This is a genomic window from Bacillus sp. AFS055030 (assembly GCF_002574545.1).
Taxonomy (GTDB): Bacteria; Bacillota; Bacilli; order Bacillales; family Bacillaceae_G; genus Gottfriedia.
This window is the reverse complement of record NZ_NUGT01000026.1, coordinates 1-23,652: the sequence shown is the minus strand read 5'-3', so window position 1 is coordinate 23,652 and position 23,652 is coordinate 1. Positions and strand designations below refer to the sequence as shown.

Genomic DNA, 23,652 nt, shown 5'->3' with positions numbered 1-23,652 from the left:
GAGATGCCACCGTAATTAAATTGCGGTGGCATTGTAAATTTAGTTGCATTAATTTTTACTAAAATTTGTTATGGATCAAAAATAAGATGTAAATAATGATTAATAAAGTAAAGCCATTAATTAGACAAATTTCATAAGAAAATATACAATCATAAAGTTGAAATCAACGAAAGTCCCTGAATCTCACACCCTCAGAAGGTATTGGATCAGGGGCTTTTCACATAGAAAAGAGGAGAAGGTATGGCATCTTCCGTTTATATTCATATACCATTTTGTCAGCAGATTTGTTACTACTGCGATTTTAATAAATTTATGATGGACCGTCAGCCGGTTGATCAATATTTAGACTATTTAGAGAAAGAAATTATTGAAAGTTTAAAAAGAAATCCAATTTCGAATTTGAAAACCGTATTTGTAGGTGGAGGAACTCCAACTGCATTAACATTACCTCAAACTAAGCGCCTGATAGAAATAATTAATAACCATATTATTAAAGGGAAAAAAGATATCGAAATGACTTTTGAAAGTAATCCAAATGAGATTTCAAAAGAGAAGCTACAAATCTTAAAAGATGGTGGAGTGAATCGAATTAGTTTTGGAGCGCAAACGTTTGATGAAGGCTTACTTAAAAAGATTGGAAGAACACATTCACCAAATGAGATAGAAGAAGCAATCAAAACTGCAAAAGAAGTTGGTATTGATAATATTAATCTTGATTTAATGTATGCATTACCTGGTCAAACAATGGAACAATTCGTTGATTCTTTAGATAAAGCAATGAAGCTACCGATTCAGCACATCTCAGCATATTCATTAATTATTGAACCAAAAACGGTTTTTTACATAGAAATGAATAGGGGAAAACTGAAACCAGCACCAGAAGAAGATGAAGCGGCTATGTATGACTTTTTAATGAACTATTTAGAAAAAAATGGCTTTCGTCAATATGAAATTAGCAATTTTGAAAAAAATGGATTAGAAAGTAAGCATAATCTTGTATATTGGAATAATGAAGAGTATTTTGGTTTTGGTGCAGGTGCACATGGCTATATTAATGGAATTCGCTATTCAAATGCAGGCCCATTAAAAAAATATTTTCAATTGATTGATGACACAGGTGTCCCAATTATTCATGAGCATACAGTAACGAAACAAGAACAAATGGAAGAAGAAATGTTTTTAGGGCTTCGTAAAATGGAGGGAGTTTCGGAAAGAAAGTTCCAAGAAAAATTTGGTTCAACATTTAATGAAGTATTTCCGAACGTAATAGAAAAACTAATGAAAGATGGATTAGTTGAGATGAATGGTGTATTTCTTCGATTAACCCACAAAGGGAAGTTACTAGGAAACGAAGTATTTCAGGCATTCTTACTTTAAAAGCAATAAGTATGAACACAATAGAGAGGTAGATGAGATTAGGGAGGATTTAAATAACGATCCTTTCCTAATTAATCAACTTGCTCTTCTTTATTCCTGCCTTTAACTTCTTGACATCGTATAAAGGATTTGTTAAGTTAATAATATATTTAGCACTCACTAGATAAGAGTGCTAATAGAGGTGATAAACATGTTGACTGAAAGACAGTTATTGATTCTACAAATTATTATCGATGACTTTATTCGCATGGCACAACCTGTTGGTTCAAGGAGTTTATCTAAAAAGGAAGGTATTTCATTTAGTTCAGCAACGATACGAAATGAGATGGCTGATTTAGAAGAACTTGGTTATATTGAAAAGCCTCATAGCTCTGCAGGTCGAATCCCTTCTGAGAAAGGGTATCGTTTTTATGTAGACCATCTGTTATCACCACAAATTGTTAATGAAGATGATGTTCGTTCGATAAAAAGTATTTTTGCCGAGCGTATTTTTGAAATAGAAAAGCTTGTAAAAAATTCAGCTGATATCCTATCTGATTTAACAAATTACACAACAATTGCTCTAGGACCAAAAGTTACTGAAAATAAGCTTAAAAATATTCAGCTTATTCCAATAGGGCCTAATACAGCAGTATCAATTATTGTGACAGACACAGGTATTGTTAAAAATCGAACAGTAACTATACCGCCTGGTGTGTCTATGAGTGATATTGAAAAAATGGTAAATATATTAAATGAGCGACTAGTAAATGTTCCAATTCATCAAATAAATGACAAGCTTTATAAAGAAATAGCCATGATTTTACGTACGCATATTTCAAATTATGAAAGTGTAATTAAGATGATTGGTGGAACTATTGACGTACCGATTGAACAAAAGCTGATTCTAAGTGGAAAAACGAATATTTTAGCTCAACCAGAATTTCATAATGTAGAGACAATGAAAGTATTGTTAAACATGATTGAAAAGCAAGATGAACTAAAAAGTATTATTCCTTTTGAACAGATGGGTTTAAGTGTCAAAATTGGTAAGGAAAATGAAAAGTCTGGTTTAGAAAATGTAAGTATCATTAGTGCAACCTATTCATTAGGCGAAGATCAAATTGGTACAATCGCAGTATTAGGACCAACTCGTATGGAATACTCACGAGTAATCTCATTAATGCATTTAATAACAGGGCAATTGAATTTATTATTTTCATCTAAGGATGTTGAATAAATCCATTGTGATAAGAAACAATGGATTACATATAAAAAAATAGGAGGTGAAGGTGACATGACAGAACGTCAGGAAGAACTTTTAAATGAAGAAGTAGTGAATGAAGAAACTACTGTTGAAGAGCCTTCAATCTTTACAGAAGAAAATACAGAAGAGACAACTGATGATGTGAATTCTTCTGAAGATGAGCTTCAAAAACTTCGTGCTGAAGTAGATGAGAAGGAAAATAAGTACTTACGCCTACATGCTGATTTCGAAAATTATAAACGTCGTGCACTTTTAGACCAACAATCTTTAATGACTTATCGTGCTCAAAGTTTAGTAACTGATTTATTACCAGTACTAGATAATTTCGAACGTGCACTACAAGTTGAAGCAACAGATGAGCAAACTGCTTCTTTAAAACAAGGGATGGAAATGGTCTACCGTATGCTTGTTGAAGCTGTGAAAAAAGAAGGAGTAGAAGAAATCCCGGCACTTGGTGAACAATTCGATCCGAATGTCCATCAAGCTGTAATGCAAGAAAGTGATGATTCTAAACCATCTAATGAAATTCTACAAGAATTCCAAAAAGGCTATAAACTAAAGGACAGAGTAATTCGTCCATCAATGGTTAAAGTAAACGAGTAATTAGTTTGTTGAATATAAAATTTTAAAAAAACTAAAATATAACTTATGTAGATTTTAGGAGGAACATGCAATGAGTAAAATTATTGGTATTGACTTAGGTACAACTAACTCTTGTGTCGCAGTATTAGAAGGTGGAGAGCCAAAAGTAATCCCGAATCCAGAGGGTGGACGTACAACTCCGTCAGTTGTTGCGTTCAAAAATGGTGAGCGTCAAGTTGGGGAAGTAGCAAAACGTCAAGCAATTACAAACCCTAACACAATCATGTCAATTAAACGTCACATGGGTACTGCTCATAAAGAAAACATTGAAGGTAAAGAATATTCTCCACAAGAGATTTCTGCAATCATTCTTCAAAACTTAAAAGCATCTGCTGAAGCTTATTTAGGTGAAACAGTAACAAAAGCGGTTATTACAGTACCTGCATACTTTAATGATGCTGAGCGTCAAGCAACTAAAGATGCTGGTAAAATTGCTGGTTTAGAAGTTGAACGTATCATCAATGAGCCAACTGCGGCTGCATTAGCATACGGTTTAGATAAAATGGATGAAGACCAAACAATCCTAGTTTATGACTTAGGTGGCGGTACATTCGACGTTTCAATCCTTGAATTAGGTGATGGAATTTTTGAAGTTAAAGCTACAGCTGGTGACAACCGTTTAGGTGGAGATGACTTCGACCAAGTGATCATTGATTACTTAGTAGCTGAATTCAAAAAAGAAAATGGTGTTGACTTAAGCCAAGATAAAATGGCATTACAACGTTTAAAAGATGCTGCTGAAAAAGCAAAGAAAGATTTATCAGGTATTACTTCAACTCAAATTTCATTACCATTCATTAGCATGGGTGCAGCTGGTCCATTACACTTAGAGTTAAACTTAACTCGTGCAAAATTCGAAGAGCTTTCTCACAACTTAGTAGAAAGAACTTTAGGCCCAACTCGTCAAGCAATGAAAGATGCTGGTTTATCAGCTAGCCAAATTGACAAAGTAATCTTAGTTGGTGGATCTACTCGTATTCCTGCTGTTCAAGAAGCAATCAAAAAAGAAACAGGCAAAGAGCCACATAAAGGTGTAAACCCTGATGAAGTAGTAGCATTAGGTGCTGCAATTCAAGGTGGAGTATTAACTGGTGATGTTAAAGACGTAGTATTATTAGACGTAACTCCATTATCATTAGGTATTGAAACAATGGGTGGCGTTTTTACGAAGTTAATCGACCGTAACACAACAATCCCAACTAGCAAATCTCAAGTATTCTCAACAGCTGCTGATAATCAACCTGCTGTAGATATTCACGTTCTACAAGGTGAGCGTCCAATGGCTGCTGATAACAAAACATTAGGTCGTTTCCAATTAGCGGATATCCCACCAGCACCACGTGGAATTCCACAAATTGAAGTATCATTCGATATCGACAAAAATGGTATCGTAACAGTACGTGCAAAAGACTTAGGAACTCAAAAAGAGCAAAACATCGTAATTCAATCTTCTTCAGGTTTAAGTGACGAAGAAGTAGAACGCATGGTAAAAGAAGCTGAGCTAAATGCTGAAGCTGATGCAAAACGTAAAGAGGAAGTTGATCTTAAAAACGAAGCGGATCAATTAGTATTCCAAGTAGAGAAAACTTTAAAAGATCTTGAAGGAAAAGTTGAAGAAGCTGAGGTTACTAAAGCTAACGAAGCTAAGGACGCATTAAAAGCTGCTTTAGAATCTGGTAACTTAGATGACATCCGTACGAAGAAAGATGCTCTTTCTGAAATCGTTCAAGCTTTAACGATGAAGCTTTATGAGCAAGCTGCTGCTGCACAGCAAGCTGCAGGTGGAGCTGAAGGCGAAGCGAAACAAGACGACGTAGTAGACGCTGAGTTTACAGAAGTTAAAGAAGATAAATAATACCGAAAAGTGGAAGGCGTTTGTCCAGAACGCCTGGAACTAGACCATATATCTAAAGTAAGGGAAGTCAAAGTCAGGGTAGCCTTGACTTTGACTTCTTCTTTTTCTTTTAGAAAAGCAGAGATTATGTTAAAATATTCTTTATGTGAAAGGAGCGGATTGTAACACTATGAGTAAACGTGATTACTATGATGTACTTGGTGTAAGTAAAAGTGCATCACAAGATGAGATAAAAAAATCGTTTCGTAAATTAGCAAAAACGTATCATCCAGACGTTAATAAAGATCCTGATGCACCTGAAAAGTTTAAAGAGGTGCAAGAAGCATATGAAACTTTATCAGATGATCAAAAACGCGCTCATTATGATCAGTTTGGTCATACAGATCCAAACCAAGGATTTGGTGGTGGCGGATTTGGCGGCGGCGGATTCGGTGGATTTGAAGATATTTTCAGTCAGTTTTTTGGAGGTGGCGGTGGACGTCGTCGTGACCCGAACGCACCAAGAGCTGGGGCTGATTTACAATATACAATGACAATCCAGTTTGAAGAAGCAGCATTTGGAATGGAAAAAGAAATTGAAATTCCTACTGAAGAAACATGTCATACATGTAGTGGTTCAGGTGCAAAACCTGGTACATCAAAAGAAACATGTAAACATTGTCATGGCTCAGGCCAAATGAGTGTTGAACAAAATACTCCATTTGGACGTATTGTGAATCGTACAACATGTTCACACTGTCAAGGTACTGGTCAGATTATTAAAGATAAATGTAATACTTGTCACGGTGCTGGCCGAGTGAAAACTCGTAAGAAAATCATGGTTAAAGTACCAGCTGGTATCGATGATGGTCAACAAATTCGACTTTCAGGTCAAGGAGAACCAGGTAAAAATGGTGGTCCTGCTGGAGATTTATATATTGCATTCCATGTTCGTGAACATGAATTCTTTGAACGTGATGGTAATGACGTTTACTGCGAGCTTCCATTAACATTTGCACAAGCCGCTTTAGGGGATGAAGTTGAAGTACCAACATTACATGGTAAAGTAAAAACGAAAATTCCTGCAGGAACTCAAACCGGCACTAGAATGCGTTTAAAAGGTAAAGGAATTAAAGATGTACGTGGATATGGTCAAGGTGATCAGCACGTAATCGTAAAAGTTATCACACCAACAAAACTAACAAGCCGTCAAAAAGAATTGCTTGAAGAGTTTTACAATATTGGCAAAAGTCAAAAAGACGATAAACACGATTCATTCTTTACAAAGTTAAAGCGTGCAGTTAAGAATTTTGGCGAATAATAGGTAAGAAATTAATTCAGTACGTTAGTTAAGGTAAAAAGTGGAAACACTAAATAGAAGAAGTAATTTTAATGGCACCCTCTAAATCTGACTATGATTAGAGGGTATTGCCAAGTAAAGAAGAGAGTATGAATGGAGTTGGTAGTTAATGAAATGGTCAGAATTAAGTATTCACACTACACAGGATGCGGTTGAACCGATTTCTAACATTTTACACGAAGCTGGTGCAAGTGGTGTTGTCATAGAGGATGTGTTTGATTTGACGAAGGAGCGAGCACAGGTTTACGGTGAAATCTACCAACTTAACCCAAAAGATTATCCAGAGGAAGGTGTAATTGTTAAAGCATACCTTCCTGTGAATAGTTTTTTAAACGATACGATCGACGGAATAAAAGAAGCTATAAATAATTTAATTTCATATGATATTGATTTAGGTAAAAATACATTTACTGTGCATGAAGTAAACGAAGAGGATTGGGCTACTGCATGGAAAAAATATTATCATCCAATTTCAATCTCAGATCGATTTACAATTGTACCTTCTTGGGAAGAGTATGAAGTTAAATCTTCAGATGAATTAATTATTGAATTAGATCCGGGAATGGCGTTTGGTACTGGTACTCATCCAACAACTGTTATGTGTATTCGTGCACTTGAGAAAGTTGTTAAACCGACTGACCGTGTAATCGATGTTGGAACTGGTTCAGGAGTTTTAAGTATTGCAGCTGCTAAACTTGGCTCTACAAATATAGAAGCTTATGATTTAGACGATGTAGCTGTTCGAAGTGCAAGAGAAAACGTTGTATTAAACAAAGTTGATGATGTCATAAAAGTTGGCCAAGGTAACTTACTACAAGGAATTGAAGGTCCGTTCCAAGTAGTTGTAGCGAACTTACTTGCTGAAATTATTCTTCGTTTCGTAGACGATGTGTTTACTGTTTTAGAACCAGGTGGAACATTTATTTCTTCAGGAATTATTGGTTCTAAACAAGAAGACATTGAAAATGAGCTTAATCGAGTTGGTTTTGAAGTGAAGGAAGTATTACATTTAGAGGACTGGGTTGCAATTATTGCAAAAAAGCCAGAACAAGGAATGTAACATGCAAAGATATTTTATAGAAGAAACACAGTTGCAAAATGATCTAGTCACAATAACTGGTGATGATGCGCATCATATCGCAAATGTTATGCGAATGAAGCTAAATCAAGAAATTATTTGTACAGTTCCAGGTTCCTCAACTGTTCGTTGTACACTTACAAATATTTCTAGTGAACAAATAACTGCAGCTGTTGTAGAATATGTTGAGAATGCAAATGAATTACCAATATCAATAACGATTGCTAGTGGACTACCAAAAGGTGATAAACTAGAGTTAATCATTCAAAAAGGTACGGAGCTTGGAGCTTGTAGTTTTATACCTTTTGCTGCAGCTAGATCAATTGTTAAATTGGATGATAAAAAAGCTGGTAAAAAGGTTGATAGATGGCAAAAAATTGCAAAAGAAGCGGCAGAACAATCTTATCGATTTATTGTACCTTCGGTGGAACAACCAGCAACTTTTCAACAATTACTTAACTCAATACAGCATTATGATGCTTGTATTGTTGCATATGAAGAAAGTGCAAAAACAGGAGAATCAGCAGGGCTTGTTCAGACATTCCAATCATTAAAGGAAGGCTCACGATTACTAGTAGTTTTCGGACCTGAAGGTGGTTTGTCAGAAAAAGAAGTTAATCAGCTAGAAGAAAAAGGTGCTAAGCTATGTGGACTTGGACCAAGAATTCTACGAACAGAAACAGCACCATTTTATGTTTTAGCTGCTGCCTCCTTTCATTTTGAATTAATGGGGTGAAGAAATGCCACAAGTAGCTTTTCATACATTAGGTTGTAAAGTTAACCATTACGAAACAGAAGCAATTTGGCAACTGTTTAAAGCAGCAGGCTATGAACGTACAGAATACGAGACGAAAGCTGACGTTTATGTAATTAATACTTGTACAGTTACAAATACAGGTGACAAAAAAAGTAGACAAGTAATCCGTCGTGCCGTGCGCAAAAATCCAGATGCTGTAATTTGTGTAACTGGATGTTATGCACAAACATCTCCAGCCGAAATCATGGCAATTCCTGGGGTGGATATCGTTGTTGGTACACAGGACCGTACGAAAATGTTGGATTATATCGAGCAATACCGTGTAGAACGCCAACCAATCAATGGCGTTGGAAACATTATGAAAGCACGAGTTTATGAAGAGCTAGATGTACCTGCTTTTACTGACCGTACACGTGCTTCTTTAAAAATTCAAGAAGGTTGTAATAACTTCTGTACATTTTGTATTATTCCATGGGCACGTGGTTTAATGCGTTCTCGTGATCCAAAAGAAGTTGTCAAACAAGCTACGCAATTAGTAGAATCAGGCTATAAGGAAATTGTTTTAACTGGTATTCACACTGGTGGATACGGTCAAGACATGAAAGATTACAATTTAGCCATGTTATTAAAAGATTTAGAAACAGTTGAAGGATTAAAACGTGTTCGTATTTCTTCAATTGAAGCTAGTCAAATTACAGATGAAGTAATTGAAGTTCTTCGTCATTCAAATATTGTCGTTCGTCACTTACACGTACCATTACAATCTGGATCAGATACGGTCTTAAAACGTATGCGTCGTAAATACACAATGGCTGAATTTGCTGAGAGAATTGAAAAATTACGTGAGGTTTTACCAAACTGTTCAATTACATCAGATGTAATCGTAGGTTTCCCAGGTGAAACTGAAGAAGAGTTTATGGAAACATACAATTTCATCCGAGATAATAAATTCTCTGAATTACATGTATTCCCATACTCTAAACGTACAGGAACACCAGCTGCACGTATGGAAGATCAAGTTGACGAAGAAATTAAAAATGAACGTGTACATCGTTTAATTGAATTATCAAATCAACTTGCAAAAGAATACGCATCAATGTTTGATGGAGATGTTCTAGAAGTTATTCCAGAAGAAAAGTATACTGAAGATGGCGCAGAAGGACTATTAATTGGTTACACAGACAATTATCTAAAAGTCGTGTTCGAAGGAACAGAAGACATGATCGGTAAAATTGTAAAAGTTAAAATCGCAAAAGCGGGTTACCCAGTTAATAAAGGTGAATTTGTCCGAGTACTAGAAGATGTAGCTGTTAACTAAAGATAAAATAAAAGGATTGATAATCTAGAGTTTATCTGGATTATTGATCCTTTTTTTGTTCCTTTTAAAACGAAATAACGAATTCCCTCAAACTACCTGTAATGTAAAGTAATCTCTATACACAATATAAGGATAGAGGTGAAATAAAAATGTCAAAAGACAACCAATCAAGAAAAACTGATGACAATCATATCCACGTTGCAACCAACTCATACTTAGACACGAGCGAAAATGATTCGAATAAAATTAATTATGACGAAGGTGGTAGCCCATACCTTGATACAAGTGAAGACGCATCTTCAGCGGCGAACACAAGACGAGGAGCACCATATTTAAATACATAATGGAGAGAAGGAATATATCTTTCTCTTTGCTTGTATTTATAACTTCAACCTTAATATTTAGCTAATATACTAAAAGAGCTAATCAAGTCGTTGATTAGCTCTCTTTTATGACATATTTACTGATTTTTTCTTGCTAAAAATTTGGATTGTAAAACCAAAAATGATAATCACAATTGAAAATAATAAACTTAACCAAATGCTTTGAAATTTACCAACATAAGGCTGAACGATATATGAAAGGATAATACTGATGACAATACTAATTGGAATATAATTACCAACTTTACGTTTACTAAAGACAATAACTAAAATTGGAAATAGCAATGCAGAATATACATTTCCTGAGTAAAATAAAAGTTCTATCATTTTTTTTGATTGAATAAGTGTAGCAAAAAAGATAATCGCACCAATGATCACGGATAGAAGATAAGCAAGTTTTATTTTTTTTTGATCATTATTGATCTTGTGAATTGGCTCGATTATATTGATAATGATTAAACTAGCAAGCGAATGTAAAACTGCACCAAATGTTGAGGTAATCGCATTAAAAACACATAAAACAAAAAGTATAAAAAAGAATGGTGTTGTAATTTTATTTGCTAAACCAACTAATATTGATTGAATATCTGTAAATCCACCAGTAAATATAACAATAATAAAAAGGCATGAAAATGAAAGTGGGAAAATACACCATATTAACCCGGATATTGAGAAGGTTAAAGGAAGTTTTTTCGATTCAATCATAAATAATCGGTGCCATGAAGTAATGTCAAAGAAAAACTGACCAAATCCAACTAATAAGCCTGAAAATAAAAAACCCCATAAATCATAATGATCAATGACTAACATGTATGGATGGTATAATTTAATCCCATCATATACTGGTTGAACACCCTCTTTTACGAAAAAATACAACGGAATTAAAATTGCCGCTGCAAACATAGTTATAACCTGGATTCCTGCTAATCCATGGATTATTTTTAATCCACCAAACCCTGCAAAAAGTACACAAAAGGTTATAAAGATGAATATTTCGATGTACAATGGTAAATTAAAAAGAAAATGAAATAAAGTAGATGCCGTCATCGATTGAATATATAATATGTGTAAACTAGTAAATAGTAAAATACAAATCATGATCCAATAACCAAGTGGATGTAGTTTTTTCTTCAAATAATCTCCAATTGTTAAACCATCAGGGTACTCCTGTCGAACCTTTTTCCCAATAAAACTAAATACAAATAAAGCAATCGCACCTAAAAATGCATAGCCGATTCCACCAAATACACCATATTTAATCATTGATTCTGGCGAAGATAATATCGTAGTTCCTGTTATCCAACGTGCCAAGAGAGAAATAATTCCCATTCCCATTCCAATTTGTATAGGACCTTGTACGTATTCTCTAAATGAACGTGAATTCACTGTTATTTTCCTTTCTCACGATACTCTTTTGGAGTAATGCCCTCAATTTTGCGAAATAAAGTACTAAAGTAATGCTGGCTATTAAAGCCTGAGTTTTCTGCTACATCGGATATGTTCCAATTTGGATTATTTGTTAAATAGCGCTTGGCAGCTTGTATTCTATAGTCTATTAAATATTCTGAAAATGACACGCCGACTTCTTCGTGAAATTTTCTACTTAAATAAGTATGATTCGTGTGAACTTCTCTGGCTACGTCAGAAAGAGACAGTTTTTCAGCGAAATGCTCATGAATATATAATAGAGTTTGATGGATTAAACTAGAATATTGATTTGATGTATCGGTATCACTATATTTAGATAACACTTTATCTAGTTCACTTTCAATGATTGGTTTTGTTAAATAATCAAGAACGCCGATTCGGATTGACTGCTGAGCATAATCAAAACTTTGATATGCTGTAACCATAATAATATCGACGTCTTTATTTTGAGCTCGAAGTTCTTCACCAAACTCTAGTCCAGAACGGCCAGGTAGATTAATATCTAAAAACGCAATGTTAATTTTATGATTTTGATTAATTGCCATTGCTTGACATGCATCAGCGGCTTTATAGAACTTCCATAATGGGAACTTATTTTTTATCAAATATTCCATCTGTTCAAGCTCTAATGGTTCATCATCTACTAATAAAACATTCACTTTATTTTCCCTCCTTTACTTTAAAGAGTCATTGATCAGTGGCCAAACGACTTTAACATTTGTTCCTGATTCATTTGAAGTAATCAGTACATGTCCACTGTTTCCGAAATATAGTTGCAATCTCTTTTTTATATTGTCTAATCCATGGCCTTCTTGATTAGAAAATGAATTCGTCTTTCCCATTAAACCATTATCAATTACTTCTAAACAGACTAGCTCAGAATCTTGATAAAATCGAATATGAAGTAGGGCCTCTCCAACCTTTTTTTCTAAACCATGTTTAAATGAATTTTCTACTAAGGTTTGCAAAATAAAAGGGGGAACTTGCGCATTATATAAATCTTTTGGACAATCTAACTGAGTTTTAAGACGTTCTCCAAACCGTAGATTTTGAATATCTAAATAATATTGAGTATATTGGATTTCTTGATTTAACGGAATTAAGGGCTCTGATGATTTATATTTAAATTTTAAAAATTGAGAGAACGTTTCTAGTGCTCGAATTAATTCCGAAGTTCGATTTAAACGCGCTAAGCTTAATATGACATTAAGTGTATTAAATAAAAAGTGCGGTTGAATTTGCTGATTTAATTGATTGTATTGAGCTTCTTGTAATGCATGCTCTAACTGAATTTCTTTATTTTTATTTTCAAGTAAATCAATTCTTTTTTCAAAGATAAACAAAAATAATAAAGCAATAGCTCCCATAATAGGAGCTAAAATAAATAGCATAATAAGTAAAGTAAATCCCTCGTAACTAAGCATGAAGAACCTCAAATAGTATTTTTAATTTTTTTTGAAAGTGCTCCTATGGAAGTTAGACTAAAGCTCGAGCGTACCGTTATATCATGTAAAAGCACTCTTTTTGTCTTTTCGCATTCCATTGGAGCACCATTCGATTTATTATCTAATATGATCAGCTTTATAAAATTTTTAAATAGAAGTAAAAGAAACAACTTTGAAGAAGCATTTTTCTTCACTTCACGCCTATAAGAATACTATTTAATCAATTATGTGACAAGCAACTTGATGATTTTGCTCTGATATTTTTAATTCAGGTACTCTTGTTTTGCAAATATCAATCGCAAAAGGGCATCTTGTGTGAAAACGACAGCCGCTTGGAGGATTGATTGGAGAAGGTACATCTCCTGTTAAGATGATTCTTTCTCTTTGATGTACCGGGTTTGGTACAGGAATAGCAGATAATAGTGCACGCGTATAAGGATGTTGCGGATTTTCGAAAATAGATTTTTTATCGGCAATCTCAACAATTTTTCCTAAATACATAACCATTACTCGGTCAGAAATATGTCTAACTACACCTAAATCATGTGAGATGAAAAGGAAGGTAAGTGAGAATTTTTTCTGTAATGATTTTAATAAATTTAATACTTGAGCTTGAATTGAAACATCTAGAGCAGATACTGCTTCATCACAAATGATTAGTTTTGGATCAACTGCAAGTGCACGGGCAATTCCAACACGTTGACGTTGACCACCACTAAATTCATGAGGATAACGCTCCATAGCTTCTGGTCTTAACCCGACATGCCCTAACAGTTCCTCAATTCTAGCTTTACGTTCTTCTTTTGGAACGACATTTTGAATGGCTAAAGCTTCACCTAAAATTTCTCCAATTGTTTGTCTAGGATTAAGTGATGCAAATGGATCTTGGAAGATTACTTGTAGATCCTTTCTTATTTTACGCATTTCTTTTTTTCCTAAGCTTAATAAATCTTTATCTTTAAAATGGATGCTTCCACTAGTAGGCTCGTCTAATCTTAGAATGGCTCTACCAGTAGTAGACTTACCACAACCAGATTCTCCAACTATACTTAAAGTTTCTCCCTCGTAAATGTTGAAGCTAATATCGTCTACAGCTTTTACGTGATTAACCGTTCTTCCTAAAACGCCACCTTTTATTGGAAAGTATTGTTTTAAATGATCTACATTAAGTAGTATTTTTTTATCCACTAGTTGCAATGCCATTATTCAATCCCTACTTTCTCTTTGATGGTATGATCTGTCTCCCATTGTGATGTATACATCCAACAGCTGACTTCAGTATTTTTGTCAATTGTTAGTAAATCAGGCACTGATTGATGACATATATCCTTTGCATGTGCACAGCGTGGCGCAAAACTACAGCCTTTAGGCATATTAAATGGACTAGGTACAGTACCAGGAATTGTTGTTAATTCTTCTTGATCCATATCCAAACGTGGAAGAGAGTTTAATAACCCGATTGTATATGGGTGCTTAGGGTTATCAAAAAGTTCCTTTGCTGAAGTATATTCAACCATTCTACCAGCGTACATGACAGCCACTCGATCGCAAGTTTCATAAACAACGCCTAAATCATGCGTGATTAATATTACGGCTGTACCTAAATCTTTTTGTAGTGATTTAATTAAATCCAGAATTTGAGCTTGAATTGTCACATCTAGAGCGGTAGTCGGCTCATCTGCAATTAGCACTTCTGGATGACAAGCAAGTGCCATTGCGATCATAACCCTTTGTCTCATTCCGCCACTAAGCTCATGTGGTTCTTGCTTTGCACGTTTTTCAGGAGAAGGGATTCCTACAAGTCGCAGCATTTCAACTGCTTTATCCCAAGCTTCCTTTTTGCTTAATTTTTGGTGAAGACGAATCGCTTCTGCAATTTGTTCGCCTGCTGAATAAACAGGGTTTAACGATGTCATAGGCTCCTGAAAGATCATTGAAATTTCATTACCTCGAATCGAACGCATTTGCTTTTCTGTTTTTGCTAGTAAGTCTTCACCTTTAAAAAAGATACTACCACCAGCTATTTTTCCTGGAGGGGAAGGGATTAATCGTAAAAGGGATAATGATGTAATACTTTTACCACTTCCAGATTCTCCTACTATTCCAAGTGTTTCACCTTTTTTTAATTTAAAGCTAATTCCATTCACGGCTTTACTTATTCCTTCATCTGTATAAAAGTGGGTTTGTAGATTTTTAACCTCAAGAATTGTTTCATCAAATTGCTTTTTCATCGTAGTACCTCCTTAATTCAAGTCAACTCGTTTATTAAAGTAACGGTAGAGAATATCAACAGCTAGATTCATAAATACAAAGATAACTGAAGCGATTAAAACGCCACCTTGAACCATAGGTAAATCTCTTGTTCTAATCGCATCAACAATTAATCTACCAAGCCCATTAATTGCAAAAACTGACTCTGTTAAAACGGTACCACCAAGTAATGCACCAAATTGTAGACCAACAACAGTAATTACTGGAATTAATGCATTTTTTAGACCATGTTTATAAATAATGATATGTTCCTTTAAACCTTTTGCTCTTGCTGTACGCATATAGTCTTGACGAACAACTTCTAACATACTTGATCTAGTCATCCTAGCTACAATTGCAGCACCACCTGCACCTAATGTTAATGCGGGTAGAACCATATGTTTAAACGTTCCCCAACCAGCAACTGGAAAGATATGAAGGTTAACTGAAAAGAAGTAGATTAGCATTAAACCAAACCAGAAACTAGGTAAAGAGATTCCAAGTAAAGCGACAATCATAATTGTAATATCAGCTGCGGAATACTGTTTAGTTGCTGATATAATTCCAGCAAGCATACCAAGTACGACAGTAATGAAAATACTAGCTAATGCAAGTTCAATTGTAATAGGTAAACGAATCATAATCTCATCCAATACTGGACGGTTATTTCGAAGCGATTCGCCAAAATCACCTTGTAGTACATGAACAACATAGTCGAAATACTGAATGATGATTGGTCGATCAAGGCCAAGTTGGTGACGAATCATTTCGATTGTTTGTTTCGTAGCACCTTCTCCAGCAAGTAGTGTGGCTGGATCACCAGGAACCATTTGCATAATTAAAAAAACGACTAAACTTACACCAAGTAAAACTGGAATAGTTTGTATAATTCTTCTGACAATAAATAGAAACATTTACTTTCCTCCTTATTTTTTCATCCTTGGATCAAGAGCATCTCTTAGACCATCCCCGAAAATATTAAAACCTAAAACTAGTGTCGAAATCGCTAAGCCCGGAAATAAAGCAATATGTGGTGCAGTAAATAAATAATCACGGCCACTACTTAACATTGCGCCCCATTCTGGAGATGGAGGCTGAGCACCTAATCCGAGATATGACAAGCCTGCTGCTGAAAGAATCGCTGTAGCAAGTTTTAATGTAGCTTGGACAATTATTGGTGAAAGAATATTCGGAAAAATGTGTTTGAAAATGATTGTTGCATCAGTAGCACCTAATGCACGAATTGCATCAATATACTCAAGTTTTCTAACAGATAACGTAGATCCTCTTACGATTCGAGCAAACGTTGGGATTGAAAAGATACCAACAGCAACCATTACATTAATTAGACTAGGACCTAGTGCACTAATAATAGCAAGTGCTAGTAAAATACCAGGAAATGCTAATAAAACATCAACAACCCTCATGATGATTGTGTCTACCCATTTCCCGTAATAACCTGCAATCAAACCAAGAGTGATTCCGAAAATTGCTCCAAATAAAACAGATACAAAACCAACAGAAATTGAAAGACGACTACCAAAAATGATACGACTTAAAATATCTCTTCCTTTATCATCTGTTCCCATCCAATGTTCTAGTGATGGACGTTGTAGTTTGTTCATTAAATCAATCGCAAAAGGATCCTTTGGCGAAATGAGTGGTGCAAAAATAGCTACTAAAATATAAAAAAGTACAATATAGGCTCCAACTAATGCCAATTTATTCTTTTTAAACTTCTTATAAAATACTTTCCATCTTTTTAGTTTTTGAGATTCTTTTTTTTCTAATTTGATTTCATTGTTATTCAATACAATCTCTGGTTTCATTTGTTTTCCCCCTTTTCTTTGTTTAAATTTATTCAAAATTAGAATTGAAGTAAATATAATGCAGAAAAGCAGTAAAGATAATTAAAAAACGAGTAAAGATTCTGAAAATATAAAATTTTATTTTTTTTTATAATTTGAATAAGCCTACGTACTCAATAAAAAATGGTGAACAAGAGATTCATAGGGAATGTATTAAGAGGAGGAAGAAAACAATGAAGAAAAAGACAGCTGGAGTATTATTTGCATCATTATTAACAATTTCTACTGTACTTGCAGGGTGTACCTCTGACCAAACTAGCAGTAGTGCAACAGGAACAAAAGCAAAAGCAGGAGGAACTTTGGTCGTAGCTAGACTATCTGATGCGACTACATTAGATCCACATTTTATTACGGATATACCATCAGCAAACGTTGTGTATGAAAAGGTATATGAAACATTAGTTGAACCAGATAAAAATATGGTGCCACAACCTCTTTTAGCAACAGAATGGAAACAAGTAGATAATGTGACTTGGGAGTTCAAACTACGACAAGGCGTTAAGTTCCAAGATGGATCACCATTTAATGCAGATGCAGTTAAAACAAATTTTGATCGAGTTCTTGACCCAAAAACTGGTTCACCTCAGGCTGGTAAATTTGAAATGATAAAAGAAGTTAAAGTGGTAGATGATACGACTGTTCAATTTATTTTGAAATACCCATATGCTCCACTTTTATCTATTTTAATGAGTAATGAAGGAAGTATTATTAGTCCAAAATCAATTAAAGAAAACAATGATAAAATTGGGCGAAATCCAGTTGGAACTGGTCCTTATGTATTTAAATCTTGGAAATCAGGAGAAGAAATTAAAATTGAAAAAAATAAAGATTACTGGGGAAATAAACCTAAAATTGATGGTGTAGTCTTTAAAGTAGTTCCTGAAGATGCTACAAGACTAGCAATGATTGAAACTGGTGAAGCGCATGTAACTGATCAAGTGCCTGTAACTGAAATCAATCGTATCGAAGCGTCTGACACAATGGATTTATACCGTACAGAGGGACTAGCTGTGGAATATTTAACTTTCAATGTTAAGAAAAAACCATTTGATGATGTTCGTGTCCGTAAAGCGATTGCACATGCAATTGAAGTAGATTCAATTATTAAAGGCGTATATAACGATGTTGGAACAAAAGCAAATTCAACAATGAGTCCGAAAGTATTTGGATATGATCCAAATCTTAAAGGGTTTGATTACGATATTAATGAATCTAAAAAGCTATTAAAAGAAGCAGGTATTAAGGACGGTCTATCATTTACACTTACAACTAGTGACCGTAAAGAAAGAATAAATATGGCTGAAGTTATTCAATCACAGTTAAAAGGTATTGGGATTAATGTGAAAATCCAAGTGGTTGAATACGGAGCTTATATTGATGCAATGGCAAAAGGTGAACATCAAGTTGCAATTGGTGGATGGGGTAATGCTACTGGTGATGGAGACTATAACCAATTTAACTTATTTGACAGTAAATCCCAAGGTGCAGCAGGAAATAGTGCATTCTACAGTAACCCTAAAGTTGATCAATTAATTGAATCAGCTCGACAAGAATCAGATAGTGAAAAACGTAAAGAACTATATGCTCAAGCACAAAAAATCGAAAATGATGAAGTACCGTATATTCCTATTCGTAACTATGAGCATTTAGCAGTTACTGGCTCATCTGTTAAAGGGCTTTGGTTAAACCCAGCAAGTTATTTAATGCTTGATGATGTAACAGTGAAATAAGTAATTCAATGAAACAGCATAATTCATTTATGCTGTTTCAGTTTTTAAATAGAAATTTAACATTAGGAGGAAAAAAATGATTGATTTGTTATTAGTAAATGGAACTGTTATCACAATGGACACAGAAAGAAGAATCATTGAAAATGGCTCTGTTGCTATTCACAATGGGAGAATAATCGACGTTGACTTGAGCGAAAACTTGAAAACCAAGTATGAGGCGAAAAAAATAATTGATTGTAGTCATCAATGTATTTTACCAGGATTAATAGATGTTCATGGTCATGGTGGTCATTCGATGTTTAAAACAATCGCGATGGAGAATATCGATTTTTGGATGCCAATTATGACGAAAACGTATAAGCATTATGTAACGGACGATTTTTGGTATTACGAAGGGAAGCTTTCTGCACTTGAAAGATTAAAAGCGGGCATTACAACTGGCGTTAGTGTGTTAGGATCAATGCCGAGATCGGATGATCCAATCTTTGCAATAAACCATGCAAAAGCTTACAACGAAGTAGGTGTGCGTGAAGTAGTTTGTACTGGTCCGTGTAACCCACCTTGGCCACATTCATTTAGTCGATGGGTTGATGGGAAAAGAATTGAGAAAGAAGTTACTTATGAAGAAGTGCTAAAAGGGGCAGAAGCAGTTATAGAGGCATTGAATCACGCAAATGATGATCGAACAAGAGCTTTTATTACACCATTCGTTATTGTAACATCTGTAGATCCTTCCTATCCGACTTCTCCAGATCGACTATATGGGTTAACACAACATGATCTTTATCAAGCTAAAAAAATAAGAGAGATTGCTAGAAAATATAATACAAGAATCCACTCAGATGCATTTGGTGGAATGATTCATTTAGCAATTCAAGATAAAGAAAATGCGCTCTTAGGTCCTGATGTTCATCTTCAACATTGTCGAGGAATTTCATTCGACGAAGCCAAAATATTAGCTGAAACTGGTACAAATATTAGTGCTTCACCAGGTTTTGGACAAGTAAATGCACGCACACCAATTACAGAATTAATTGAAATGGGAGCAACTGTTGCGATTTCAACAGATGGTACATCACCTTCTACGAGTTTTGATTTATTTCAAGCGATGAGAAAAACACAGTTTGTCCACCAGGCAGCTCTTAGAGACTATTATTATTTACCACCAGGTAAGCTTTTAGAAATGGTAACAATTGATGCAGCAAAATGTATAGGTTGGGATGATGAAATTGGTTCACTTGAGATCGGAAAGAAAGCAGATGTCATCACAGTTAATCTTCATCAACCACATTTGACTCCAGAGTATATGCATGTTCATCGATTAGTATTTCAAGCAGTGGCAAATGATGTAGATCATGTGATTGTCGATGGGAAACTAATTATGGAAGGCAGAGATGTAAAAACCGTTCATGAAAGCACAGTTTTAAATGAAGCAAATGAAGAAGCTTTTGAAACGATTAAACGTGCAGGATTAGAAAAATATATGCAACCTACTAAGTATTTCTGGGGGCATGCCCGTGCCTATGTTGACGAGAGGAGATATGTTGAAAACTAAATAAAATTTTCAAATTCGAAGGGAGAAAAAATGAAAACGAAATTAAAGGGAAGATATGTAATTGGTTTTGATGGACATGAACATGTCATATTGGAAAATGCCGAGATTGTATACGAAAATGATTCAATTTTATATGTTGGAAAAAACTATTCAGAAGAAGTAGATCAAGTAATTGACGTTGGAAATGCGATCCTTAGTCCTGGTTTTATTGATTTAAATGCATTAGGTGACATTGATCATGATATTTTGCATTTCGAAGCGAAATCAAATAGACAAAAAAATCTCCTATGGTCTGAGGAGTTTGTAAAAAATGGGCATCCTGAGCTAATGAGTGAGGAGGAAGAAGCATTTAAATCTTTATATGCCTATTCTCAACTTATTTTAAATGGTATTACGACTGCTATGCCGATTACTTCTGTTTTTTACAAAAATTGGGCTGAAACGTTTGAAGAATTAGAAGCTGCAGCGAATCACGCGGGAAAACTAGGGTTGAGAATTTACCTTGGACCAAGCTATCAAGCTGGAATTAGAGTAGTCGAGCCAGATGGGAACGTTAAAATTCATTGGGATGAAACAGCGGGCGAGGAAGGGTTAGAAAGAGCCGTAAAGTTTATCGAAACCTTCGATGGTGCATTTGATGGACTGGTTAGAGGGATGTTAGCTCCAGAACGAATAGAATCACAGACGAAAGAAATTTTGATCAAAACAAAATATTACAGTGACAAATTAAACGTTCCAATCAAGCTCCATGCTGCGCAAGGCAGTTTTGAATTTAATACAATTTTAAAAGAACATAAAGTTACACCAATTAAATATTTATATAATCTTGGATTTTTAGGCCCAAATACAGGAATTCCACACGCACATTTTGTATCGGGCTATAGTGGAGCGAATTACAATATTGATAATGATATTTCTCTTCTGAAAGAAACAAATACTACTGTTATCCATTGTCCACTTATTATAGGAAGACATGGGGAAGGACTTGAATCATATGCAAAATATAAAAAAGTTGGAATCAATATTGCATTAGGTACTGATACGTTCCCTCCAGATATTTTTCAAAATGTACGCACTGCTAGTATGCTCTCAAGATATATAGAAAAAGAAGTAGAAGGATCGACATACGCTGATTTCTTTAATTCTATTACTCTAGGAGCAGCGGCATTTCTTAATCGCGAAGATATCGGGAAAATAGCAGTCGGAGCAAAGGCGGATATTATCGCAATTGATTTAGAAGGATTCCATATGGGTGTTACTGATGATCCAATTCGTACAATGTTTATTAGTGGGTCAGGTAGAGATGTAAAACTATCCATTATAAATGGAAGGATTGTGATGAAAGATCAAGTAATCCCTAATCTTGATATGGACGTATTAAAACAAAAAGGCCAAAAGTATTTTAATAAGATGAGAAAAGGATATATGGAAAGGGATTATGATCAACTTCCTGAAAATGATCTATTTCCACCATCTTTTAAAAAACTTGAAGCTATTAATGAACTACTTGCAAAGCAAAATAAATGAAAAAAGTAAAGAAACTGAAAAAACAGGTAAAGATATTCAAAAATAATTATCTGAATATTTTATATAATTAGATAAATATTTGTAAGATAACTTTAAAAGGGAGGCAGTGCAATTGAAACTAAAATCAGGAATGGGGAAATTTTTTCTAGTACTATTTTCTGCTGTCACAATTACAGGATGTTCATCTAATCAAAACGTAGGTACGAAAGCAAATGGACAAGCAAGTGATTCAAAAGGAGGAAGTACGCTAGTAATTGCTCGTTTATCAGATGCCGAAAATTTAGATCAGCAATTTATGTCTACAATAAATGCAGCAAGCGTAACTCATCATAAAATTTACGAAGGTCTAGTCCAGCGAGATCGTGATAATGAAATTCAACCAATGCTTGCAGAGTCATGGAAACAAATCAATGATAAAACTTGGGAATTTAAACTCAGGCACGATGTGAAGTTTCACGATGGTACACCATTTAATGCAGAGGCTGTAAAGAAAACCTTTGATCGTTTATTAGATCCTAAAGTTGCTTCACCAAGAGCTGTCGTTTTCAAAATGGTAAAAGAAGTAAAAGTAGTAGATGAATATACAGTTCAATTTAATTTAAGCGAACCATTTTCACCACTTCTTTCAATTTTAGCAAATCATGAAGGTGGAATTATTAGCCCCAAAACAATCGATAAATATGGTAAGAATATTATTCAAGAACCAAATGGAACAGGTCCTTTTAAATTTAAATCATGGTCTCCAGGTCAACAAATTACATTAGTTCAAAATAAAGATTACTGGGGGAAAAAACCAAAGATTGACAAAGTTGAGTTCAAGGTAGTTCCAGAAGACTCAACAAGAATTTCAATGATTGAAACAGGAGAAGCTCAAATTGCAGAACCACTCCCAATCGCAGTTATGAATCAAGTTGAATCATCCTCAGCTATGGAAGTGTACCGAAGTGAAGGGTATGGAACAGAGTATATCGGATTCAATGTTACAAAAGAACCGTTTAATGATGTACGTGTTCGTAAAGCAATCGCTCATGCAGTTGAAATGGACTCGATTATTAAAGGTGTATTTAACAATGTAGGTAAAAAAGCGAATTCAGCAATGGGATCGAAAGTATTCGGATATGATGAGCAATTAAAAGCATACAATTACAATTTAAAAGAAGCGAAGAAACTATTAACAGAAGCAGGTTATCCAGATGGATTTGATGCAACAATCCTAACGATGGATAGCAAAGAACGAGTAAATTTAGCAGAAGTTATTCAATCACAATTAAAAGGAATTGGCATTAATTTAAAAGTACAAGTGATGGAATATGGTTCATTCGTTGAAAAAGTAAACAAAGGTCAATCAGAAATGTTTATTATTAGCTGGAGAAACGCAACAGGAGATGCAGATTACAATCAGTACAACCTATTCCACTCAGACTCACGCGGCGCTGCTGGAAATACATTCTTCTATAGCAATCCAAAAGTTGATGACTTAATTAATGCTGGAAGAAAAGAAAAAGACGAAGCAAAACGCAAAGAAATCTACGCTAAAGCACAAGAAATTGAAATGGACGATTCACCATATATTCCTGTAAGAGTAATCGAAAATGTCGCTGCAATCTCAAAAGACGTAAAAGGCTTCTCAATCAGTCCTTCAGGCTATCTAGAGATTAACGATGTAACAATTAAATAATCTGACTAAAATGTTCATCCCTGATCTAGGGGTGAACTTTCTTGTGGAAATGAAACAATATCTTCAATATAAGGAGTTCAAGAGTTGGTAAACGAGCAATAATGTGAAAAAACTTCCTCATAAATAGCTCATGAGGAAGTAAAACCGCAAAAAAGAAGAAAAATCCTTCCTCATAA

The 23,652-nt window shown here is 34.7% G+C and carries 20 protein-coding genes; 13 read left to right on the top strand and 7 right to left on the bottom strand.

Annotated features, from left to right (window positions below; translation table 11 throughout):
- Nucleotides 1-240 precede the first annotated feature (240 nt).
- The 9 genes from hemW (at nucleotide 241) to CN925_RS11345 (ending at nucleotide 9,956) form a co-directional block, all read left to right on the top strand.
- Nucleotides 241-1,377, top strand: coding sequence for a radical SAM family heme chaperone HemW (gene hemW / locus CN925_RS11385; protein WP_098846353.1), 1,137 nt, complete (start codon nucleotides 241-243; stop codon nucleotides 1,375-1,377).
- A 190-nt stretch (nucleotides 1,378-1,567) separates the two neighbouring features.
- On the top strand, nucleotides 1,568-2,596 hold the full coding sequence (gene hrcA / locus CN925_RS11380) for a heat-inducible transcriptional repressor HrcA (RefSeq protein ID WP_098846352.1): 1,029 nt from the start codon (nucleotides 1,568-1,570) through the stop codon (nucleotides 2,594-2,596).
- A gap of 57 nt (nucleotides 2,597-2,653) precedes the next feature.
- Nucleotides 2,654-3,226, top strand: a complete 573-nt coding sequence (gene grpE, locus CN925_RS11375) for a nucleotide exchange factor GrpE (protein ID WP_098846351.1) — start codon at nucleotides 2,654-2,656, stop codon at nucleotides 3,224-3,226.
- Between the two features lie 70 nt (nucleotides 3,227-3,296).
- Nucleotides 3,297-5,120: a molecular chaperone DnaK gene (gene dnaK, locus CN925_RS11370; protein ID WP_098846350.1), complete on the top strand. Its 1,824-nt coding sequence runs from the start codon at nucleotides 3,297-3,299 to the stop codon at nucleotides 5,118-5,120.
- 169 nt (nucleotides 5,121-5,289) lie between these two features.
- A complete protein-coding gene (gene dnaJ, locus CN925_RS11365) occupies nucleotides 5,290-6,420 on the top strand; it encodes a molecular chaperone DnaJ (protein WP_098846349.1) in 1,131 nt (376 codons plus the stop codon).
- A gap of 148 nt (nucleotides 6,421-6,568) precedes the next feature.
- A complete protein-coding gene (prmA, locus tag CN925_RS11360; protein WP_098846348.1) occupies nucleotides 6,569-7,519 on the top strand; it encodes a 50S ribosomal protein L11 methyltransferase in 951 nt (316 codons plus the stop codon).
- Nucleotide 7,520: 1 nt separating this feature from the next.
- Complete coding sequence (locus CN925_RS11355) at nucleotides 7,521-8,273, top strand: 16S rRNA (uracil(1498)-N(3))-methyltransferase (RefSeq protein ID WP_098846347.1); 753 nt, start codon at nucleotides 7,521-7,523, stop codon at nucleotides 8,271-8,273.
- A gap of 4 nt (nucleotides 8,274-8,277) precedes the next feature.
- A complete protein-coding gene (gene mtaB, locus CN925_RS11350; protein ID WP_098846346.1) occupies nucleotides 8,278-9,612 on the top strand; it encodes a tRNA (N(6)-L-threonylcarbamoyladenosine(37)-C(2))-methylthiotransferase MtaB in 1,335 nt (444 codons plus the stop codon).
- Nucleotides 9,613-9,761: 149 nt separating this feature from the next.
- Nucleotides 9,762-9,956 (top strand): hypothetical protein, encoded by a 195-nt coding sequence (locus CN925_RS11345; protein ID WP_098233662.1) that lies wholly within the window; start codon nucleotides 9,762-9,764, stop codon nucleotides 9,954-9,956.
- 105 nt (nucleotides 9,957-10,061) lie between these two features.
- On the opposite strand, the gene CN925_RS11340 is transcribed toward CN925_RS11345, so the two are convergent.
- The 7 genes from CN925_RS11340 to nikC form a co-directional block, all read right to left on the bottom strand.
- Nucleotides 10,062-11,381: a sodium:solute symporter family transporter gene (locus CN925_RS11340; RefSeq protein WP_098846345.1), complete on the bottom strand. Its 1,320-nt coding sequence runs from the start codon at nucleotides 11,379-11,381 to the stop codon at nucleotides 10,062-10,064.
- A 2-nt stretch (nucleotides 11,382-11,383) separates the two neighbouring features.
- Nucleotides 11,384-12,082, bottom strand: a complete 699-nt coding sequence (locus CN925_RS11335; RefSeq protein ID WP_098846344.1) for a response regulator transcription factor — start codon at nucleotides 12,080-12,082, stop codon at nucleotides 11,384-11,386.
- Between the two features lie 15 nt (nucleotides 12,083-12,097).
- Nucleotides 12,098-12,847, bottom strand: a complete 750-nt coding sequence (locus tag CN925_RS11330) for a sensor histidine kinase (RefSeq protein ID WP_098846343.1) — start codon at nucleotides 12,845-12,847, stop codon at nucleotides 12,098-12,100.
- Between the two features lie 237 nt (nucleotides 12,848-13,084).
- The gene (locus tag CN925_RS11325; RefSeq protein WP_098846342.1) at nucleotides 13,085-14,071 is read right to left on the bottom strand and encodes an ABC transporter ATP-binding protein; all 987 of its coding nucleotides are present in this window, start codon (nucleotides 14,069-14,071) and stop codon (nucleotides 13,085-13,087) included.
- A complete protein-coding gene (locus CN925_RS11320; protein ID WP_098846341.1) occupies nucleotides 14,071-15,099 on the bottom strand; it encodes an ABC transporter ATP-binding protein in 1,029 nt (342 codons plus the stop codon). The genes CN925_RS11325 and CN925_RS11320 overlap by 1 nt, the downstream gene beginning before the upstream one ends.
- 12 nt (nucleotides 15,100-15,111) lie before the next feature.
- Nucleotides 15,112-16,032, bottom strand: a complete 921-nt coding sequence (locus CN925_RS11315; RefSeq protein WP_098846340.1) for an ABC transporter permease — start codon at nucleotides 16,030-16,032, stop codon at nucleotides 15,112-15,114.
- A gap of 12 nt (nucleotides 16,033-16,044) precedes the next feature.
- Nucleotides 16,045-16,947, bottom strand: coding sequence for a nickel transporter permease (gene nikC, locus CN925_RS11310; RefSeq protein WP_098846339.1), 903 nt, complete (start codon nucleotides 16,945-16,947; stop codon nucleotides 16,045-16,047).
- A 212-nt stretch (nucleotides 16,948-17,159) separates the two neighbouring features.
- Between nikC and CN925_RS11305 the strand changes: the two genes are divergently transcribed.
- The 4 genes from CN925_RS11305 (at nucleotide 17,160) to CN925_RS11290 (ending at nucleotide 23,476) form a co-directional block, all read left to right on the top strand.
- The gene (locus CN925_RS11305) at nucleotides 17,160-18,716 is read left to right on the top strand and encodes a glutathione ABC transporter substrate-binding protein (RefSeq protein ID WP_098846338.1); all 1,557 of its coding nucleotides are present in this window, start codon (nucleotides 17,160-17,162) and stop codon (nucleotides 18,714-18,716) included.
- Between the two features lie 76 nt (nucleotides 18,717-18,792).
- Nucleotides 18,793-20,271: an amidohydrolase family protein gene (locus tag CN925_RS11300; RefSeq protein WP_098846337.1), complete on the top strand. Its 1,479-nt coding sequence runs from the start codon at nucleotides 18,793-18,795 to the stop codon at nucleotides 20,269-20,271.
- Nucleotides 20,272-20,301: 30 nt separating this feature from the next.
- The gene (locus CN925_RS11295) at nucleotides 20,302-21,798 is read left to right on the top strand and encodes a chlorohydrolase family protein (protein ID WP_098846336.1); all 1,497 of its coding nucleotides are present in this window, start codon (nucleotides 20,302-20,304) and stop codon (nucleotides 21,796-21,798) included.
- Between the two features lie 112 nt (nucleotides 21,799-21,910).
- Complete coding sequence (locus CN925_RS11290) at nucleotides 21,911-23,476, top strand: glutathione ABC transporter substrate-binding protein (RefSeq protein WP_353616070.1); 1,566 nt, start codon at nucleotides 21,911-21,913, stop codon at nucleotides 23,474-23,476.
- Nucleotides 23,477-23,652 lie beyond the last annotated feature (176 nt).

Bases quoted from the DNA above. Each gene is read 5' to 3' on its own strand.
- hemW (WP_098846353.1), top strand. From the start codon at position 241: ATGGCATCTTCCGTTTATATTCATATACCATTTTGTCAGCAGATTTGT.
- hrcA (WP_098846352.1), top strand. From the start codon at position 1,568: ATGTTGACTGAAAGACAGTTATTGATTCTACAAATTATTATCGATGAC.
- grpE (WP_098846351.1), top strand. From the start codon at position 2,654: ATGACAGAACGTCAGGAAGAACTTTTAAATGAAGAAGTAGTGAATGAA.
- dnaK (WP_098846350.1), top strand. From the start codon at position 3,297: ATGAGTAAAATTATTGGTATTGACTTAGGTACAACTAACTCTTGTGTC.
- dnaJ (WP_098846349.1), top strand. From the start codon at position 5,290: ATGAGTAAACGTGATTACTATGATGTACTTGGTGTAAGTAAAAGTGCA.
- prmA (WP_098846348.1), top strand. From the start codon at position 6,569: ATGAAATGGTCAGAATTAAGTATTCACACTACACAGGATGCGGTTGAA.
- CN925_RS11355 (WP_098846347.1), top strand. From the start codon at position 7,521: ATGCAAAGATATTTTATAGAAGAAACACAGTTGCAAAATGATCTAGTC.
- mtaB (WP_098846346.1), top strand. From the start codon at position 8,278: ATGCCACAAGTAGCTTTTCATACATTAGGTTGTAAAGTTAACCATTAC.
- CN925_RS11345 (WP_098233662.1), top strand. From the start codon at position 9,762: ATGTCAAAAGACAACCAATCAAGAAAAACTGATGACAATCATATCCAC.
- CN925_RS11330 (WP_098846343.1), bottom strand. From the start codon at position 12,847: ATGCTTAGTTACGAGGGATTTACTTTACTTATTATGCTATTTATTTTA.
- CN925_RS11325 (WP_098846342.1), bottom strand. From the start codon at position 14,071: ATGGCATTGCAACTAGTGGATAAAAAAATACTACTTAATGTAGATCAT.
- CN925_RS11320 (WP_098846341.1), bottom strand. From the start codon at position 15,099: ATGAAAAAGCAATTTGATGAAACAATTCTTGAGGTTAAAAATCTACAA.
- CN925_RS11315 (WP_098846340.1), bottom strand. From the start codon at position 16,032: ATGTTTCTATTTATTGTCAGAAGAATTATACAAACTATTCCAGTTTTA.
- nikC (WP_098846339.1), bottom strand. From the start codon at position 16,947: ATGAAACCAGAGATTGTATTGAATAACAATGAAATCAAATTAGAAAAA.
- CN925_RS11305 (WP_098846338.1), top strand. From the start codon at position 17,160: ATGAAGAAAAAGACAGCTGGAGTATTATTTGCATCATTATTAACAATT.
- CN925_RS11300 (WP_098846337.1), top strand. From the start codon at position 18,793: ATGATTGATTTGTTATTAGTAAATGGAACTGTTATCACAATGGACACA.
- CN925_RS11295 (WP_098846336.1), top strand. From the start codon at position 20,302: ATGAAAACGAAATTAAAGGGAAGATATGTAATTGGTTTTGATGGACAT.